15 protein-coding genes and 1 tRNA gene are annotated in these 16,146 nt (G+C 69.1%); 5 read left to right on the top strand and 11 right to left on the bottom strand.

The features are described 5' to 3' along the window. The first annotated feature begins 55 nt into the window (after positions 1-55). Entirely contained in the window at positions 56-925 is an 870-nt protein-coding gene (locus tag ACW14X_RS23265) for an alpha/beta hydrolase (protein ID WP_457163469.1), read from the top strand. Here the strand turns inward: ACW14X_RS23265 and ACW14X_RS23260 are convergent, their stop codons facing one another. Beyond that, on the bottom strand, positions 926-2,416 hold the full coding sequence (locus ACW14X_RS23260; protein ID WP_457163468.1) for a PucR family transcriptional regulator: 1,491 nt from the start codon (positions 2,414-2,416) through the stop codon (positions 926-928). A gap of 74 nt (positions 2,417-2,490) precedes the next feature. Between ACW14X_RS23260 and ACW14X_RS23255 the strand changes: the two genes are divergently transcribed. Next, positions 2,491-3,798, top strand: a complete 1,308-nt coding sequence (locus ACW14X_RS23255) for an NAD(P)/FAD-dependent oxidoreductase (protein WP_457163467.1) — start codon at positions 2,491-2,493, stop codon at positions 3,796-3,798. A gap of 93 nt (positions 3,799-3,891) precedes the next feature. After that, entirely contained in the window at positions 3,892-5,265 is a 1,374-nt protein-coding gene (locus ACW14X_RS23250; RefSeq protein WP_457163466.1) for an FAD-binding oxidoreductase, read from the top strand. A 56-nt stretch (positions 5,266-5,321) separates the two neighbouring features. Here ACW14X_RS23250 and ACW14X_RS23245 read toward each other — a convergent pair. Together ACW14X_RS23245 and dnaG are read right to left on the bottom strand one after the other, a co-directional pair. Beyond that, a tRNA-Asn gene (locus ACW14X_RS23245) sits at positions 5,322-5,397 on the bottom strand. Between the two features lie 66 nt (positions 5,398-5,463). After that, positions 5,464-7,347 (bottom strand): DNA primase, encoded by a 1,884-nt coding sequence (gene dnaG, locus ACW14X_RS23240; RefSeq protein WP_457163465.1) that lies wholly within the window; start codon positions 7,345-7,347, stop codon positions 5,464-5,466. A 48-nt stretch (positions 7,348-7,395) separates the two neighbouring features. On the opposite strand from dnaG, the gene ACW14X_RS23235 reads away from it, so the two are divergent. Next, the gene (locus ACW14X_RS23235) at positions 7,396-8,082 is read left to right on the top strand and encodes a class E sortase (RefSeq protein ID WP_457163464.1); all 687 of its coding nucleotides are present in this window, start codon (positions 7,396-7,398) and stop codon (positions 8,080-8,082) included. Between the two features lie 7 nt (positions 8,083-8,089). Here the strand turns inward: ACW14X_RS23235 and ACW14X_RS23230 are convergent, their stop codons facing one another. Together ACW14X_RS23230 and ACW14X_RS23225 are read right to left on the bottom strand one after the other, a co-directional pair. Continuing rightward, the gene (locus ACW14X_RS23230; RefSeq protein WP_457163463.1) at positions 8,090-8,881 is read right to left on the bottom strand and encodes a carbon-nitrogen hydrolase family protein; all 792 of its coding nucleotides are present in this window, start codon (positions 8,879-8,881) and stop codon (positions 8,090-8,092) included. 97 nt (positions 8,882-8,978) lie between these two features. Continuing rightward, positions 8,979-9,911 carry a 2-hydroxyacid dehydrogenase gene (locus tag ACW14X_RS23225; protein WP_457163462.1) on the bottom strand — a complete coding sequence of 311 codons (933 nt, stop codon included), beginning with the start codon at positions 9,909-9,911 and terminating at the stop codon, positions 8,979-8,981. Between the two features lie 67 nt (positions 9,912-9,978). On the opposite strand from ACW14X_RS23225, the gene ACW14X_RS23220 reads away from it, so the two are divergent. Continuing rightward, positions 9,979-11,364: a GntP family permease gene (locus tag ACW14X_RS23220; RefSeq protein ID WP_457163461.1), complete on the top strand. Its 1,386-nt coding sequence runs from the start codon at positions 9,979-9,981 to the stop codon at positions 11,362-11,364. Positions 11,365-11,372: 8 nt separating this feature from the next. Here ACW14X_RS23220 and ACW14X_RS23215 read toward each other — a convergent pair whose 3' ends face one another. The 6 genes from ACW14X_RS23215 to ACW14X_RS23190 form a co-directional block, all read right to left on the bottom strand. Next, entirely contained in the window at positions 11,373-12,002 is a 630-nt protein-coding gene (locus ACW14X_RS23215) for a maleylpyruvate isomerase family mycothiol-dependent enzyme (protein ID WP_457163460.1), read from the bottom strand. A 5-nt stretch (positions 12,003-12,007) separates the two neighbouring features. Further along, positions 12,008-12,487: an SRPBCC family protein gene (locus ACW14X_RS23210; protein ID WP_350840184.1), complete on the bottom strand. Its 480-nt coding sequence runs from the start codon at positions 12,485-12,487 to the stop codon at positions 12,008-12,010. After that, positions 12,484-12,801, bottom strand: a complete 318-nt coding sequence (locus ACW14X_RS23205; RefSeq protein ID WP_160028342.1) for an ArsR/SmtB family transcription factor — start codon at positions 12,799-12,801, stop codon at positions 12,484-12,486. Before ACW14X_RS23205 ends, ACW14X_RS23210 begins: the two co-directional genes overlap by 4 nt. Before the next feature lie 39 nt (positions 12,802-12,840). Continuing rightward, positions 12,841-14,085 carry a deoxyguanosinetriphosphate triphosphohydrolase gene (locus ACW14X_RS23200; protein ID WP_457163459.1) on the bottom strand — a complete coding sequence of 415 codons (1,245 nt, stop codon included), beginning with the start codon at positions 14,083-14,085 and terminating at the stop codon, positions 12,841-12,843. A gap of 17 nt (positions 14,086-14,102) precedes the next feature. Beyond that, positions 14,103-15,497: a CitMHS family transporter gene (locus tag ACW14X_RS23195; RefSeq protein ID WP_457163458.1), complete on the bottom strand. Its 1,395-nt coding sequence runs from the start codon at positions 15,495-15,497 to the stop codon at positions 14,103-14,105. 135 nt (positions 15,498-15,632) lie between these two features. Beyond that, positions 15,633-16,094, bottom strand: a complete 462-nt coding sequence (locus tag ACW14X_RS23190) for an Rrf2 family transcriptional regulator (protein ID WP_160028336.1) — start codon at positions 16,092-16,094, stop codon at positions 15,633-15,635. Positions 16,095-16,146: the final 52 nt, after the last annotated feature.

The raw sequence follows: 16,146 nt of genomic DNA, 5'->3' as shown, positions 1-16,146 counted from the left end.
AATCCATGAATTCCTTCCTTGGCATCAAAGGAAGGCTCGCTATAGAGGAGATTGCATGAGCAGCATGTTGCACGGTTGCCTTTCCGACACCGAGTACTTCGAAGTCACGGCAAAGTCCGGGCATAGCTACGGCGTGTGGGTCACCACACCTCCCGGATATGCAGAGTCGACGGATTCGTTGCCACTGATCTACGTGACGGATGCCAACTTCGCCGTTGGCCTGACGGCGCCGCTCATCGTCACCCAGTCGGACCCGTACCTGACGATCGCGCCGTACATCCAGGTGAGCATCGGTTATGCAGGCGAGGAGGCTCAGGAGTGGGCGCGACTTCGCAATCGCGATCTCGTTCCGCCAGGGGAACCGGTCAGCGACGACCTTGTGGCTACCTTGAAGAAGGCTCTCGACGCGGGCCAGATGACTCAGGAGCACGTGGACGCCTACCTCTTGGAGCTTGCCGACACGCATGCAGACGTCTTCCTCGACTTCCTGACCGACGAACTCCATCCTCAATTGCAGTCGCGGTTTCGCGTCAGCGAGTCAGGCCACGGCCTCTTCGGTTACTCGTACGGAGGACTGTTCTCGCTCTACGCGTGGCTTCGCGAACCGGGACTGTTCGCGAGCATCTGCGCGGGTAGTCCCGGAGTCGTCAGTCCTGACAGCAAGGTCTTCGAGATGATCGACGATCTCCCGGCACTCGGAGAGGCCCCAGACGCTCCGCTGCTGCACGTCACGCTCAACGAGGCAGAGATGTTCGGCGACATCCCGGTGTATCGCGGACTTGCACGCAACGTTCTGGACGCCATGGAGAAGTTGGAGGCCGAGGGAAGATCCCAGTACGTGTCCAGCGCAATGTTGCGCGAGACGCATGTCACCGGCGTACAGGCATCGTTCCTCAGCTATCTCAAGGCATGCCACACGCGGTGATCAGTTGGTGTGCGGGTTGACCCGGAACGCGATGGCGAGAGAACGCAGTTTGAGGCCGAGGTGGAGGGCGAGTCGGTCGTCGCCGTTTCGGAGGCTGCGGCCGGTGACCTGTTCGATCCGCCTGAGGCGTTGGTAGAGCGTCGCGCGGTGGATACACAGGGCTTCGGCGGCCTGCCTCGCACTTCCCCCGAGGTCGAAGAAGGTCGTGAGCGTGTCGATGAGGTCGCCATGGGCGTCGGCATTCTCGAGTGCCACCAGGTCTGGCGTTCGGGAGGCTTCAGCCAGGTCGTCGGGGGCGAGGGTGATCAGGAGTTCGTACGGTCCGAGCTCGCCCCATCGCGCGGGGTTGCCCACCCCGGGCACGAGGAGCGCTGTGCGTGCGGCCCTCACAGCCTTGCGGTACGAGTCGGCCACATGGTCGAGCCGATCTACGGTGGGCCCCAGACCGAAGACCGGCTTCGAGGTGCTCTGGGTGAGGCCCTTGAACCGGGTGGTGATCCGATCGACGACGGTGTCGACCACGTACCGAGTTGGGGGTCGCCGTTGAGCGAGAAGGAGCCAGGCCCGCGACCGATTGGTCGCGATCAGGACGACGTCGTCAGTGACCGCGCCGGCGCCTTCCTCGACAGCGGCCTCCAACTCGACTTCCCGCTCGGCGTGGGGGTCGTCGTCGGACCGGCATTGCACGGCCAGCACGGTGAAGTGCATGGGGCCGTCCGGGAACAGGCCCTCGGCGCGCATGTCTTCGATGGCTTGGGACCGAATCATCGTGTCGGGTGAGACCAGGTCCCGCAAGATGGCTTCGTGGCGGGCACGGGAGCGCTGCCGCACCAAGAGGCGTCGGTACAGCACGGCTCCGGCCCGCTCGGCGGCCTCGCCCGCGGCCGCCACGTCCTCGTCACTGAGTGCGCCGTTGCGGTCGAGCAGCCACAGGTAGCCCAAGAGCTGTCCGTGGCAACGCACGGGTGCGCACAGCCGAGGCGTCGCCTCAGGGATGGCGCCCAGCTCGAGCATGCCCGGCTTGGTCCACTGCGATATGCCGTGGGTGCGGATCAGCTCGACGACATCGGGCGGGACCGACCGATTGAGCACCGAGTCGATGCGCAGCTGGTCCTCGTCGCCGAAGTGCCGGCTCGCGGCCAGCAGACGGATGTCGGGGCCATCGATCGCTGCCGAGCGCTGGAGCCGCTCGGCGAGCTCGTCCACGATCGCCTGCAGCTCGTCCTCAGGCACGACGCGCTCCTTCCCACCGGCAGATCTCCTCGCCCACCGCGCCAAGGTCGGCACGCGTTCATATCCCGACATTCTCACCGAGGCGGGAGAAGGAGACAATATGCATTCGTCGCGCACGATGCCGTACGTCGCTACAAATGTCGACCGGATCGGCAATCGCCCGTCGCCCGCGTCGAGTGAACAATCGTCTCGCCGGACCACGGTCGACGTCTGTCGTCCGCGCACCGGCAGGTCGGCGACAGTTGAGCACTGCGTCACCGGTGACCTGGGACCGAGGATGGACGGCGCCAGCCCCGGATCACAGCCGGGGCATCACTGGAAGAAGGTTCAGCATGGGTGTCGGTGCGGATGTCGTAGTCGTCGGCGCAGGCGTGATCGGGTCGTCGATCGCGCTGGAGCTGGCGCGGGGTGGCCATAGCGTGACGGTGGTGGACAAGGCATCCGGCCCAGGTCAGGGATCGACCGCGGCGTCCAGCGCCGTGGTTCGGTTCAACTTCACCTCCGCCGCCGGGGTTGCCCTGGCGTGGGAGGCGCAGTTCGGCTGGAGAGACTGGTCGCATCACCTGGGTGTCGATGTCGGTGACCTCCCCCGTTTCGTCACCACGGGCCTGGTCATGCTCGACGTCGACGCTGCTCCACGGGAGATGTGGCTCCCGCTTTTCGACACCTATGGAGTGCCGTACGAGGAGTGGGACAGTGCGGACCTCGCGCGGCGTGTCTCGGGGCTGGACACAGGGCGATACTGGCCACCGAAGCGAGTCGACGACCAGGCTTTCTGGAACGACGCGGCAGGCGAGCTCGGAGGGGTCTTCACCCCCGACGCCGGCTATGTCTCCGACCCTGCACTGGCTGCGGCGAACCTGGCAGCCGCCGCCCAAGCCCATGGAGCCACCATGCGGTTTCGCAGCCAGGTCACAGCTGTCGAGAAACAGAGGGGAAGGGTCAGCGCGGTGATGTTGTCCGATGGTGTGCGCATCGGCTGCGACATCGTCGTGAACGCGGCCGGACCATGGTCGGGCGCCCTGAACCAGATCGCCGGAATAGGTTCGGACTTCACCGTCGGGGTCCGTCCGATGCGGCAGGAAGTGGCGCATGTCGCGGCCCCGGACGACTTCCGGCTCGACGGCGGCCCTAGCCCGATCATCGCCGATCTGGACCTCGGGACCTATTTCCGGGGAGAGGTCGGCAGCGGGCTTCTGGTCGGGGGAACCGAGCCCGAGTGCGACGACCTCGAATGGCTCGAGCCTGACGCCGTCGACGCGGTCTCTGTTCACCCCACGATGGCGGTGTTCGAGCCCCAGGTCCTCCGTGCCGCGCGCCGACTTCCCGAGCTGGCTGTCCCCAACCGCCCCAGTGGTGTGGTCGGTGTCTACGACGTCGCCGACGATTGGTCACCGATCTACGACCGCACCGACCTACCCGGCTTCTACGTCGCCATCGGCACCAGCGGCAACCAGTTCAAGAACGCTCCGGTGGTCGGCCAGCTCATGGCCACTCTGATCAGCGCGGTCGAGGCTGGTGCGGACCACGACACCAGCCCGGTCACCTTCGTCACCCCCCGCGCCGGTCTCGAGATCGATCTCGCCGCGTACTCCCGGCGGCGCCCTCGGAACAACACCACTGGGACCGTCATGGGGTAGCGCCCGCGCCGGGCTGCCGATCGAGCAGAACAATTTCACCGAGAACACCCCTCGTCGCTTCGGTCGAACAGCGACGCGATACGGAGGCTTCAGATGCTGGTCAGACACCTACAGGAGCGGATCCCAGCTGATCGCATTCAGCTCGATCCCGCAGTCACGGCGAGCTACGCCCACGATGAGGCCGAGTGGGCGCCCCACGGGACACCGCTCGTCCTCGTCCGGCCGCGCACGGCCGAGGAGGTCCAGGAGGTCGTGCGCGGGTGCATCGAGTACAACGTGCCCGTCGTGCCCCGCGGCGCGGGCACCGGCCTGTCCGGCGGAGCGAACGCCGTCGACGGGTGTGTGGTCCTGTCGACCGAGGCGATGACGGCGATCATGGAGATCGACCCGATAGAGCGGCTGGCCGTGGTGCAGCCGGGTGTCGTCAACGACCACCTGCGGAAGGCGTGCGCAGAACGCGGCCTCTGGTACCCACCCGACCCCGCCTCAGCGCCGTGGTCGACGATCGGCGGCAACGTGGCGACGAACGCGGGCGGCCTCTGTTGTGTGAAGTACGGCGTCACTGCGGACTACGTGCTCGGACTGCAGGTCGTCACCGGAACGGGCGAACTGGTCCGACTCGGGCGACGTACGGCCAAGGGCGTCGCAGGCTACGACCTCGCCAGACTGCTCGTCGGGTCCGAGGGGACGCTGGGTGTCATCACCGAGGTCACGCTCCGGCTGCGCCCTCAGCGGGCGCCGGAGCACACCGTCGCCGGCTACTTCTCGTCCATCGTGGACGCCGGACGTGCTGTCACGGCCGTGGGCGCGGCAGGCATCGTCCCGTCCGCCCTCGAACTCATCGACCGGCACTGCCTCGAGGCCGTCGACCAGTGGAAGAAGATGGACCTGGCTGTCGACGCCGACGTCATCCTGTTGGCGCGGTGCGACGTCCCTGGCACGGCAGGCGAGGAGGAGGCGGACGCGATCCGCGACTGCTTCGAGCGAGCAGGAGCCACCTGGGCGGCTCGTTCGACCGACCAGACCGAGGCGGACGCGCTGTTCGACGCGCGGCGCCTGGCGTATCCGGCCCTCGAGCGTCTGGGACCCGTGCTCACCGAAGACGTCTGCGTGCCCAAGGCGGCGGTTCCGGAGATGCTCGCCAGGATCGAGGCGATCGGAAAGAAGCACGAGACCCTCATCGCCAACATCGCCCACGCCGGAGACGGGAACCTGCACCCCCTCCTGATCACGCCGCGTGGCGACGACGAGGCCAGAGAACGTGCGCAGCGGGCCTTTCAGGAAATCATCGAGGAAGCAATCGCGCTGGGCGGCACCGTCACAGGAGAGCACGGTATCGGCCTGCTCAAGATGGACGGGCTCGCAAAGGAACTGCCCGCGGAGGTACTGGCCCTTCACCGCGCGGTGAAAGCCGCCCTCGATCCGCACGGCATCCTGAACCCCGGCAAGGTCATCGCCAGCCTCTGAACCGGGTAGAACAAAGAACTCCGCCTGTCCTGTCTGTGCAGGTCAGGCGGAGTTTCTGGCTCCCCCGGTTGGACTCGAACCAACAACCCTCCGGTTAACAGCCGAATGCTCTGCCAATTGAGCTACAGGGGAATTGCACCTTGCGGCGCGGGTGAAACCTTAGCAACCCGGCCGCGGCGATCGGAAATCGGCAGGCCGTCACTCGGCAACCAGGTTGCGGAGGCCGCGGCGGTGCTGTTCGAGGGCGGCCAGCTGGGCGAAAAGACGGTTGTACGCCTCGGGGTCGGCGGCCGCGTCGGAGCGCTGCAGACGGCTCTTCACCTCGGCGATGCGGCGCTGGTCGAGAAGCTCGAGCAGGCGTACGACGTACTGCAGGACGTACGCAGCATCCGGCTCCTTCGCGGACGGGATCGGCTCCACGGCGAGCTCGGCGAGGATGCGGCTGACGAGCGGGTCCGAGGCGGCGGCACCGAGCTTCTGGGCCCAGCCGGCGTCGCCGGTGCCGGCACCGGGCCCACCGAGACCGGCGATGATCTCCCACAGCGCCCGGTAGAGGGGGTGGGTGAAGGCCTCGGGGGTGATCTCGCCGGTGGTGCGCCCCAGCGCGACTGGGTGCTGCACGAAGAGCTTGAGGGTCTCGCGCTCGACCGTGAAGCGCGGCTCGCGCGGATGGGGCATGGGCGGACGCTGCGGCGCGACGGGAGCCTCAGGAGCGGCCGAGGGCTCGCGCCGCGACGGAGCAGCCGAGGGCGCGGGACGGCCGGCGGCGCGGCGTACCTCTCGGGCCGCATCGTCGGGATCGACGCCGAGGAAGCGAGCCAGGTCGCGGGTGAAGCCCATCTTCTTGGACTCGTCGCGCACGGAGGCGACCAGCGGGGCCGCCTCACGGAGGGCATCGACCCGCCCGTCGGCACGGTCCAGGTCGTACTTGGAGGCGACGTTGCGCAGCACGAACTCGTAGAGCGGGACGCGGTTGGCGAGCAGCTCGCGAACCGCCTCGTCGCCCTTCTTGATCCGCAGGTCGTTGGGGTCGAGGCCGTCGGGCTCGACGGCGACGTAGGTCTGCGAGGTGAAGTTGCCGTCGCCCTTGAACGCCTTCAGCGCCGCGGCCTGACCGGCGGCGTCGCCGTCGAAGGTGAACACGACCGCGCCACGCAGCTGCTGGTCGTCGGAGATGAACCGGCGCAGCACCTTCGCGTGGTCGTCGCCGAAGGCGGTGCCGCAGGTCGCCACGGCGGTGGTGATCCCGGCGAGGTGGCAGGCCATCACGTCGGTGTAGCCCTCCACGATCACGGCCTCGCGGGTGCGGGCCATCTCCTTGCGGGCCAGGTCGATCCCGTAGAGGACGTGCGACTTCTTGTAGATCGGCGTCTCGGAGGTGTTGAGGTACTTCGCCTCGATGCGGTCGTCGTCGAAGAGCCGACGGGCGCCGAAGCCGATGACGTCGCCACCCGACTCCCGGATCGGCCACATCAGCCGACCGCGGAACCGGTCATAGTGCGACCGCCCGTGCGCGACCAGGCCGGCGGTGACGACTTCCTCGTCCGAGAACCCGCGCGCACGCAGGTGGCGGTAGAGGTCCTCTCCCCCGCGCGGCGAGAAGCCGACGCCGAAGTGCAGCGCCGCGTCGCGGTCGAAGCCCTTCTCGGCGAGGAACTGCCGCGCGACCACGGCGTCCGGGGTGAGCAGCTGCTCGGCGTAGAACTCGGCGGCGACCTTGTGGGCCTCGACCAGCTTGCCGCGACCGGGGCCGCGCCGTACCGGCGCCTCGTCGCCCTCCTCGCGCTGGACCTGCACGCCGACCTTGTCGCCGAGCCGCTCGACCGCCTCGAAGAAGCTGAGTCCCTCGAGCTTCATCACGAAGTCGATGACGTCGCCGCCCTCTTGGCAGCCGAAGCACTTGAAGAAGCCCCGTGACGGGTTCACGTTGAACGACGGCGACTTCTCGTCGTGGAACGGGCACAGGCCCTTGTAGGTCCCCGGGCCCGCGCGGCGCAGCGTGACGTACTGGGAGACGATGTCGTCCAGGCGTGCCTTCTCGCGCACCTCTTGGATGCTCGTCTCCTTGATGCGGCCCGCCACAACGTCTGATCCTACGGGGCAGCGGATCCGCCTGAGATGCTTGACCTGATGTCCACCACCACACCGGCCCGACCGCCGACCCGACCGCGGGCCCGCCGGGCGACTTTCTGGCTCGGTCTCACGATGGTCCTGGCCGGTGTGGGGCTCCTCGGCTACACCGCCTGGGAGCTCTACGGCACCACCATCATCAGCAAGCAACGCCAGCAGGAAGCGACCTCGACGATCGAGAAGGCGTGGGACTCGGGCCGGGCCGAGGCCACGACCGAGTTCGGATCGGCCGAGGCGCTCATCGAGATCCCCCGCTTCGGCGAGGACTACCGGATCCCGGTCCTCGAAGGCACCTCGGACCGGGCCCTGGGCGCCGGCGTCGGCCACTTCTCCGGCACCGCCGGACCCGGTGAGGTCGGCAACTTCGCGCTCGCCGGCCACCGGATCACCCACGGCGAGCCGCTGCGCGACCTCCCCAAGCTCCGCGAAGGCGACGAGATCCGTGTGCTGACCAGGGAGAAGACGTACGTCTACGCCCTCACCACCGATGGCGACGACCTGATCGTGCCGTTCACATCGGTCTGGGTCACGGACCCGCGTCCCGACAACCCCGACATCGACGGGGCGGAGCCCGAGCAGATCGACGGTCAGCGGCTGATCACCCTCACCACCTGCTCCGAGCTCTTCCACACCGACTACCGGTTGGTCGCCTTCGGCAGGCTTGTCGCCGAGGAGCCGGCCGGCTGACGGACGGCTAGAGACGGAGCGTACGCCGCGGGCCGAGGTCGGCTCGGTGGTCGGCCCACATCCGCTGCTCGTCCCGGACGCGCGCGACCTCGGCCGGGTCGATCGTGGCGACGACCATCCCAGGAGTGGCGTCATCGAGCCGCTCGACCGGCCGGCCGAGCGGGTCGTAGACCGCGGAGCCGCCGATGAGGCCCAACGGCCCGCCGACGAGACCGGCGAAGGCGACGTACATGGAGTTGTCCAGCGCCCGGGCGGCGTAGTGCAGGTCGCGCCGGTGACCACCACCGGGGAAGTAGGCACCGGTGTTGAGGTAGAGGATCGCGCCGTCGGCAGCCGCGGCGGCGGCGTGCTCGGGGAAGTTGGCGTCGTAGCAGACCGACAGGGCCACCCGGACGCCGTCGATCTCGATCGTCGTACCGTGCTCGCCGGGCTCGAAACGCTCGACCTCGGGCGGGTAGAGGTGCTGTTTGTCGTACGCCGCGACCGGCTCCTCCCCCGGCGCGATGACCAGGCTGGTGATCGCCCGTCGTCCGGCCTGGGCGAGGGGCGAGTTGAGCACGAGCACCGCGCCGGTCTCGTCCACCGCGGCCTGCGCCGGGGCGAGCCAGGCGGTCTCCTCGAGCGAGGGCAGCGGGCCGTCGAAGGCGTCGAGGTCCCACGAGGTCGTGAACGTCTCCGGCAGCGCGACCAGCCGGGCTCCCTTCGCGGCCGCCTCGCGGACCCGGTCCGCGGCTGTCGCGACGTTGGCCCCTAGATCGCCCGGCAGCGCCGTCTCCTGGACGACCGCGATTCGCAGCATGTCAGCAACGGTAGCGGCGGGGTAGTCCGGTAGCGAACTGCCCAAATACTGACGAGTAATAGGCAGTTCGCTACCGGACTACCCCGACGTCAACGGATCAGTAGGCCCCCGCCATCACGTTCGCGAGCGGCTCGCCGGCGGCGAACCGCTCGAGCTGCTCGCGCACGACCCGGTAGGCGCGCGGCCACATCGCGCTCGACGCACCACCGACGTGCGGGGTGATGAGCAGGTTGGGCGAGGTCCACAGCGGGCTCTCCGCCGGGAGCGGCTCGGTCTCGGCGACGTCGATCGCCGCGTGGATCCGCTCCGTGGCGAGCTCAGCGACCAGGTCGGAGGTGGCGACGACACCGCCACGGGCGACGTTGACCAGCAGCGCGCCGTCCTTCATCCGCCCCAGGAACTTGCGGTCGACGAGGCCGCGGGTCTCGTCGGTGAGCGGCGTGGCCAGCACGATCACGTCGGCCTCGGGTACGAGCGTGTCGAGCTCGTCGAAGCCGTGCACGCCGTCCCGGGCGGTCCTCGCGACCCCGACCACCTCGGTCTCGAACGGAAGCAGCCGTGCCTCGATGGCGCGGCCGATCGCGCCGTACCCGACGATCAGGACCCGCTTGTCGGCCAGCGACGGGAACCAGCCCGGCCGCCAGGCGTGCTCGTCCTGGTGGCGTACGTGGCCGGGGATGCCCCGCAGCGACGACAGGATCAGCGTGACGGCGAGCTCGGCGGTCGAGGTGTCGTGGATGCCGCGACCGTTGCAGAGGGTCACGCCCTCCGGGATGTGGCCGCGGGCGGCATCGACCCCCGCGGTGAGCAGCTGCACCACCTGGAGCGAGGTCATCTGGCTGACGACGTCGAAGATGCGCGAGCCGAGCATGTAGGGCGGCAGGTAGAAGGCCACCTCACCGACCGAGTCCGGCACCTCCACCTCGCCACCGGTGAAGCGGGTGTGGTCGAAGAGCTCGAAGCGGAGGCCTGCGGGCACCTTGCCCAGCTCGGACGGGTCGAACGGCAGCCAGACGAGGGGATCGCTCACACCGGAAGACTCTCCCATACCCCGGGAGGGGTGATCTCAGTCACACCCCGTCGCTAGGGTGACCGCCATGGATCCGCTGGCCCCCGCCCACCCCACCTGGGTGATGCTCCTGATCGCCGCCGTCGCGGTCGCCGCACTCCTCATCCTGATCGCCAAGGTCAAGCTGCACGCCTTCATCTCGCTGGTGCTGGTCAGCGCGGTGACCGCGGTCGTGGCCGGGATCCCGGTCGCCGACGTGCCGGCGGCGATGCTGGCAGGCTTCAGCGCCACGCTCGGCTCGGTGGCGCTGCTGGTGGCGTTCGGCGTGATGCTCGGACGGCTGCTCGAGGTGACCGGTGGTGCGCAGGTGCTTGCCGACACGCTCATCGGCGCGTTCGGCGAGAAGCGGGCTCCGCTCGCGCTCGGCGTCGCCGCGCTGATCTTCGGATTCCCGATCTTCTTCGACGCCGGTCTGGTCGTCTTCCTGCCGATCATCTTCGCGGTCGCACGGCGCTTCGGCGGCTCGATCCTCATCTACGCCCTGCCCACCGCCGGTGCCTTCGCGGCGATGCACGCGGTCGTGCCGCCCCACCCGGGCCCGGTCGCCGCGGCCACGGAGCTGGGAGGCGACATCGGGCTCACCCTGTTGATCGGCGTGCCGGTCGCCGTCCTGGCCTGGTTCCCCGGCGCCTACCTCGTCGGCACCAGGCTCGGCGCCCGATACAACCCGGAGCCGCCCGACGTGTTCGCGACCGGCGATGCGGACGCGGCGGAGAGGGACGCGCCTCCGCCGCCGTTCGCCACCGTCGTACTCCTCCTGGCACTGCCCCTGGTCCTGATCGGCCTCAACACGGTCGTCAGCACGCTGATCGCCGCCGGGACGGTCAGCGAAGACGCCACCTGGGCCAGCGCACTGATCCTCATCGGCCAGACCCCGATCGCGCTGCTGATCACCGTGCTCGTCGCGATCTTCGTGCTCTCCCCCGGCCGGTTCCCCATCGGCCGGGCGAGCGACATCCTCGACCAGGCGCTCGGCCCGATCTGCGCGATCATCCTGATCACCGGCGCAGGCGGGATGTTCGGCGGCGTGCTCCGCATCAGCGGCATCGGGGAGGCGCTGTCCACCTCGCTCTCCGGTCTCGGGCTGTCGCTCATCGTGCAGGCATTCCTGATCGCGACCCTGCTCCGGGTCGCCCAGGGCTCCGCGACCGTCGCACTGACCACCACCGCCGGCCTGATCTCCGCCCAGGTCGCTACCGCAGGACTGGGCAACTTCGACATCGCCCTGCTCGTCTTCGCCATCGCGGCCGGCGCGACCGTCCTCTCCCACGTCAACGACTCCGGGTTCTGGCTGGTCAGCCGCTTCTTCGGGATGGACGTCATCACCACCCTGAAGACCTGGACGGTCCTGGAGACCACCCTCGGCCTCTCGGTCTTCGTGATCGCCTCGGCGCTCTGGATCGTCGTTCCCTAGCTCCGGTCTCAGCCCGTACGTCGCACCCTGCTCTCGAGCGTCGCCAGCCCCGGGCCGGCGAGCTCGGGCAGGGCGACGGCCCGTCCGCAGACCGCCATCAGCAGCGCCTCCCCCGGCCCGGTGACCTCCTCGCCGCTCCCGTGGGACCAGGCGAGGTCGGTGGCCACCAGACGCAGGCCGCGTACGTTGCGCCTGGCCGGCAGCGGCGGCGCCATCAGCGCGAAGTCGAGCACCGGCGCGAGCCGTTCGGCCGGCACCTCGCGCGGCCGTCCGAGCGCCCGGCGGATGTCTTGGTGGTGGATGAGGCCGTCGGTCAGCCCGATCCTGGCATCGGCCATCGCCGTCGGCCCGGACGGTCGAGCATGCGCCCGCACATAGGCGACCAGCTCGGCCGGAGCCCGGGCACCGAACTCCTCGAGCCGGCGGGCGTTCATCCGGCCGAACCGGAACCCGGCACGCAGGAAGCGCCCGGCGAACTCGCCCAGCCCGGTCTCCTCGTAGCTGATCAGATGCGCGACGACGTCGCGCACCGTCCACTCGCTGCACAGCGAGGGCCGCTCCCAGTGCTCCGGCTCGAGCGTCTCGAGGAAGTCGGCGAGATCCTTCCGTTCGGCGGTCGCGAGCGCGGTGCGGTCCACCCCGATCACGCCTGCGCGAGAGCCCGGAAGCGCTCCAGATAGATCCCCCAGGCGTCCGATCCGGCGGCCCGGTCACGCCACCCCTGCCACCCGGCGCCGTGCCGGTCGAGGTGGCGGTGCTCGAGACGTACGTGGGTCTGTTCGGCTCCCACCGCGGTGAAGGTGAACTCGACCTCGCTGCAGCGCGACGGGTCCGGCTCGAGCTGGAAGTCGGGTGTGATGTCCCAGGAGATCACCAGCCGGTGGGGCGGTTCGACGGCGAGGACGCGCGCCCACTGGCAGGTGCTGCCGTCGACGCCGCGGTCGTAGACGCGACCGCCGACACGGGGCTCCAGCACCGTCTCGGCGATCTCGACGGGGAGCATGTTGTGCTCGCGCGGCTTGATCCGGTCGAAGTCCTCGGTGAACACCTTGAAGGCGTGCTCGACCGGGACGTCGACGGTGATCTCCAGGTCCACGGAGGTCTTCTCGCGGGTGGTGCTCATGACTGCTCCTTCTGCTCCCGGTAGCTGTCCTCAGCCACCTGCTTGAACGAATGCAACGCCTGGGTCCAGTAGGTATCCAGCTCGGCGCGCAGCTCGGCCAGGCCCTCGATCCGGGCCTGATAGATCCGGCGACGACCGGCCGGCGTCATCGACACCAGCCCGGCCTCGCGCAGGATCTTGAGGTGCTGGGACACCGCGGCCATGCTCACCGGCAGGGCATCGGTGAGCTCCCCCACCGAGCACGGCCCGGCGGCCACGCGAGCCAGGATCTGGCGGCGGGTGGAGTCGGAGACGGCGTACCAGGCATCGGTCACGACATTTAAGGTAACGCTTAAATGTCGTGACCGCAATGGTCACGCGCGCCGGCAGAGCCGTTCGTGCCAGGACAGCGCGGTGATGTCGGTGAGCGAGGCGACCTGGTCGATCACGACGCGGAGCCGGGCGGCGTCATCGGCCGCGGCGTGCCAGTCGTCGGCGAACTGCCGGTCGAGGTCGTCCGGTCCGGTGGCGACGAGGTGCTCGAGGAGCTCGCCGAGCAGGCTGCGCTGGCGGTCCATCTTCACGGCCCGCTCGTCGGTGCGCATCACGTAGTGCGCCGCGATCCCCTTCAGCAGCGCGATCTCCAGGCGGGTCTGCTCCGGCACCACCAGGTCGGCGCCGTAGCGGACGTAGGGACCGCCGCCGGCGGCGTACGTCGCCTCCCGCACCGCACCGCAGAACCGGCCGATGATGTCGGAGGTCAGGTTCTTGAGCATGGCCCGGGACCGGCGAGAGGCGTCGTACGCGGCGCCCTCGGGGATCCAGCAGCCGGCGGCACTCAGGTCGGCGATGGTCGAGACCGCGAGAGTGCGGTCGAAGCCCGGGACGTACCAGTCGGCGACGGTCGCGGCGACCCCGTCGAGGTCGAGGCGGGCGAGGTCGATCTTGCCCGCGACGATGCCGTCCTCGACGTCGTGGACGGAGTAGGCGACGTCGTCGGAGAGGTCCATGATCTGCGCCTCGACGCACTGCCGCTGTCCCGCGTCGGCCGCTCGCAGCCAGGTGAAGACCGGCAGGTCGTCCTCGTAGACCCCGAACTTGGACCCCTTCCGCTCACCGAAGCCCCACGGATACTTCGTGCAGGCGTCCAGCGTCGCCCGGGTCAGATTGAGTCCGACCGAGCGCCCGTCGGCGTCGAAGGTCTTCGCCTCCAGCCGGGTCAGGATCCGCAGCGTCTGCGCGTTGCCCTCGAACCCACCGATGCCCTTCGCCTGCTCGGCGAGCACGTTCTCGCCGTTGTGCCCGAACGGTGGGTGCCCGAGGTCGTGGGCGAGAGCCGCGGTCTCGGCGATGTCGGGCTGCGGCGAGTCCGGTCCGTTCAGGGCACGCGACAGATCTCGCGCAACCTGGGCCACCTCGAGCGAGTGGGTCAGCCGGTTGCGTACGAAATCGTCGGCCTGCGGTCCCACGACCTGGGTCTTCGCCGCCAGCCGCCGGGTCGAGGCGGCGTGCACCACGCGGGCGCGGTCGCGCTCGAACTGCGTACGCTCCGGCGCGACCACCCGCTTGGGCGGCTCGGCGACGATCCGCTCGCGGTCGGCGGCCCCATATAGCTCCACATCCAGGAGGCTATCGGCTACAGCGGGATCGCCGTGGTCAGCACCCCGATGGCCAGCATCGTGAGCGACACCGCAGCCGCGCGCCACAGCACCTTCTTGTGGTGATCGGCGAGAGGCACCCGTGCCAAGGTCACCAGCAGCAGGATGGCGGGCACGAGCGGGCTCTGCATGTGGAAGGTCTGACCGGTGATCGAGGCACGCGCCATCTCCTCCGGAGCGATGCCGTAGGTCGAGGCCGCCTCGGAGAGCACCGGGAGGACGCCGAAGTAGAAGGCGTCGTTGCTCATGAAGAAGGTGAACGGCAGGCTGAGTACGCCGGCGATCACCGCCATGTGCGGGCCCAGCGCGGGCGGGATGATGTCGATCAGCCACCGCGCCATCGCCTCGACCATGCCGGTCCCCTGGAACACTCCGGTCAGCACGGCCGCGGCGAACACCATCGCCACCACGGAGACGATGCTCGGGGCGTGCCGGGTGATCGCCTCCTGCTGCTCCTTGACCTGCGGGAAGTTCACGACCAGCGCGATCGCGGCGGCGACCATGAAGAGCACCAGGATCGGCAGGACGTCGATCACCAGGACGACCAGCAGCGTGGCGGTCAGGAGCGCGTTGAACCAGAACAGCCGCGGTCGCAGCGTCGAGCGGTTCGGGTCGAGCCCGTCCGCGAACCAGTCGGCGTCGTCGTCCTCCGCGTCGTCGCCCGAGCCGCCTCCTGCACCCGCCGAGGCCGACGCGGGGGCACCGGCACCGACCAGCACCCGCTCCTCGGTCGTCCGGGTCATCTCGGTCAGCTCCAGCGAGCCGATCCGGCGGCGCTCGAGGTATCCCAGGTGCACGGCGAAGACCAGCACGACCGCCAGGCCCGCGATCATCGACGGGATCATCGGCACGAACACGTCGGACGGGGAAACCCCGAGCGAGGCGGCGGCGCGGGCCGTCGGACCACCCCACGGGAGGATGTTCATCGCGCCGTTGGCGAGGCCGGCCACGACGGTGAGCACGACCGGACTCACCCCGAGCTTCAGGTAGAGCGGGAGCAGCGCGGAGGTCACGATGATGAACGTGGTCGACCCGTCGCCGTCGAGCGAGACGACCATCGCGAGGACAGCGGTCCCGACGACCAGACGCATCGGGTCGTAGCCGACCATCCGCAGGATCAGCTTGACCAGCGGGTCGAACAGGCCGACGTCGATCATGATCCCGAAGAAGATGATCGCGAAGAACAGCATCGCGGCGGTCGGTGCGAGCTCCTTGACCGCATCGACGATCATGTCGCCGATGCCCAGCCCGGCGCCCGCGGCGATGCCGAACGCCACCGGCACCGCGATGAGGCCGACGACCGGGGTCGCCCGTCTGGACATGATCAGGAACATGAAGAGGGCGACCATCATGAAGCCGAGTGCTACGAGCATTGCCGATCCTGGTTCTGTACGCCGTGTGCTGACCGTCACGTGGTGACACCCGAGACTGCGGGTGACGCGCACCACAGGTCAACGTTGCCGTCGTAACGGACGTTGTGGTCGTTGCGGTCAAGCGCGAGACGGCCCTCAGGGCAGCAGGATCGCGAAGTCCTCCGCGTTGAACCCGGCCGTCGACATCACGTCGTCGAGCGTGATTCCCGAGAGCTCGTCGAGGACGGCGCGGGCGACGCGGCGGTCGAGGTCGACGAGGACACCCTGGATGTTGGCACCCACCGCGCAGGCGGGGTTGGGGCCATGGATCCCGAGGACCTGGTCGTCGCCCTGCAGCACCTGCCACACCTGGGCGAGGTTCACCGTCTTCGGGTCGACCGCCAGCTCCCATCCCCCGTGGGCGCCGGGCCGGGACCGAACCAGACCGGCCGTACGAAGCGGACCGAGCACCTTGCGCACATGGACCGGGTTGACCGCGGTGCTGCCGGCGAGCTCGTCGGAGCTGACGGGGGTCGTGCGGCCGGCGGCAGCGCACGAGGCGAGGTACGTCAGGACATGGACGGCCACCGCGAAACGGGTGTTCGTCGGGGCGGCCATACCCCCATCTTGCCTTATTGCCATCGGTATGACTACATTTATGAACCGTCAT

The sequence above is a fragment of the Nocardioides sp. YJ-D4 genome (assembly GCF_054031495.1).
The sequence above is the reverse complement of the archived record's forward strand: the minus strand, read 5'-3'. Positions and strand labels throughout refer to the sequence as shown.

What these genes read in the sequence shown, in the direction of transcription:
- ACW14X_RS23265 (WP_457163469.1), top strand. Translation starts at nt 56, where the DNA reads ATGAGCAGCATGTTGCACGGTTGCCTTTCCGACACCGAGTACTTCGAA.
- ACW14X_RS23255 (WP_457163467.1), top strand. Translation starts at nt 2,491, where the DNA reads ATGGGTGTCGGTGCGGATGTCGTAGTCGTCGGCGCAGGCGTGATCGGG.
- ACW14X_RS23250 (WP_457163466.1), top strand. Translation starts at nt 3,892, where the DNA reads ATGCTGGTCAGACACCTACAGGAGCGGATCCCAGCTGATCGCATTCAG.
- ACW14X_RS23235 (WP_457163464.1), top strand. Translation starts at nt 7,396, where the DNA reads ATGTCCACCACCACACCGGCCCGACCGCCGACCCGACCGCGGGCCCGC.
- ACW14X_RS23230 (WP_457163463.1), bottom strand. Translation starts at nt 8,881, where the DNA reads ATGCTGCGAATCGCGGTCGTCCAGGAGACGGCGCTGCCGGGCGATCTA.
- ACW14X_RS23220 (WP_457163461.1), top strand. Translation starts at nt 9,979, where the DNA reads ATGGATCCGCTGGCCCCCGCCCACCCCACCTGGGTGATGCTCCTGATC.
- ACW14X_RS23210 (WP_350840184.1), bottom strand. Translation starts at nt 12,487, where the DNA reads ATGAGCACCACCCGCGAGAAGACCTCCGTGGACCTGGAGATCACCGTC.
- ACW14X_RS23195 (WP_457163458.1), bottom strand. Translation starts at nt 15,497, where the DNA reads ATGCTCGTAGCACTCGGCTTCATGATGGTCGCCCTCTTCATGTTCCTG.
- ACW14X_RS23190 (WP_160028336.1), bottom strand. Translation starts at nt 16,094, where the DNA reads ATGGCCGCCCCGACGAACACCCGTTTCGCGGTGGCCGTCCATGTCCTG.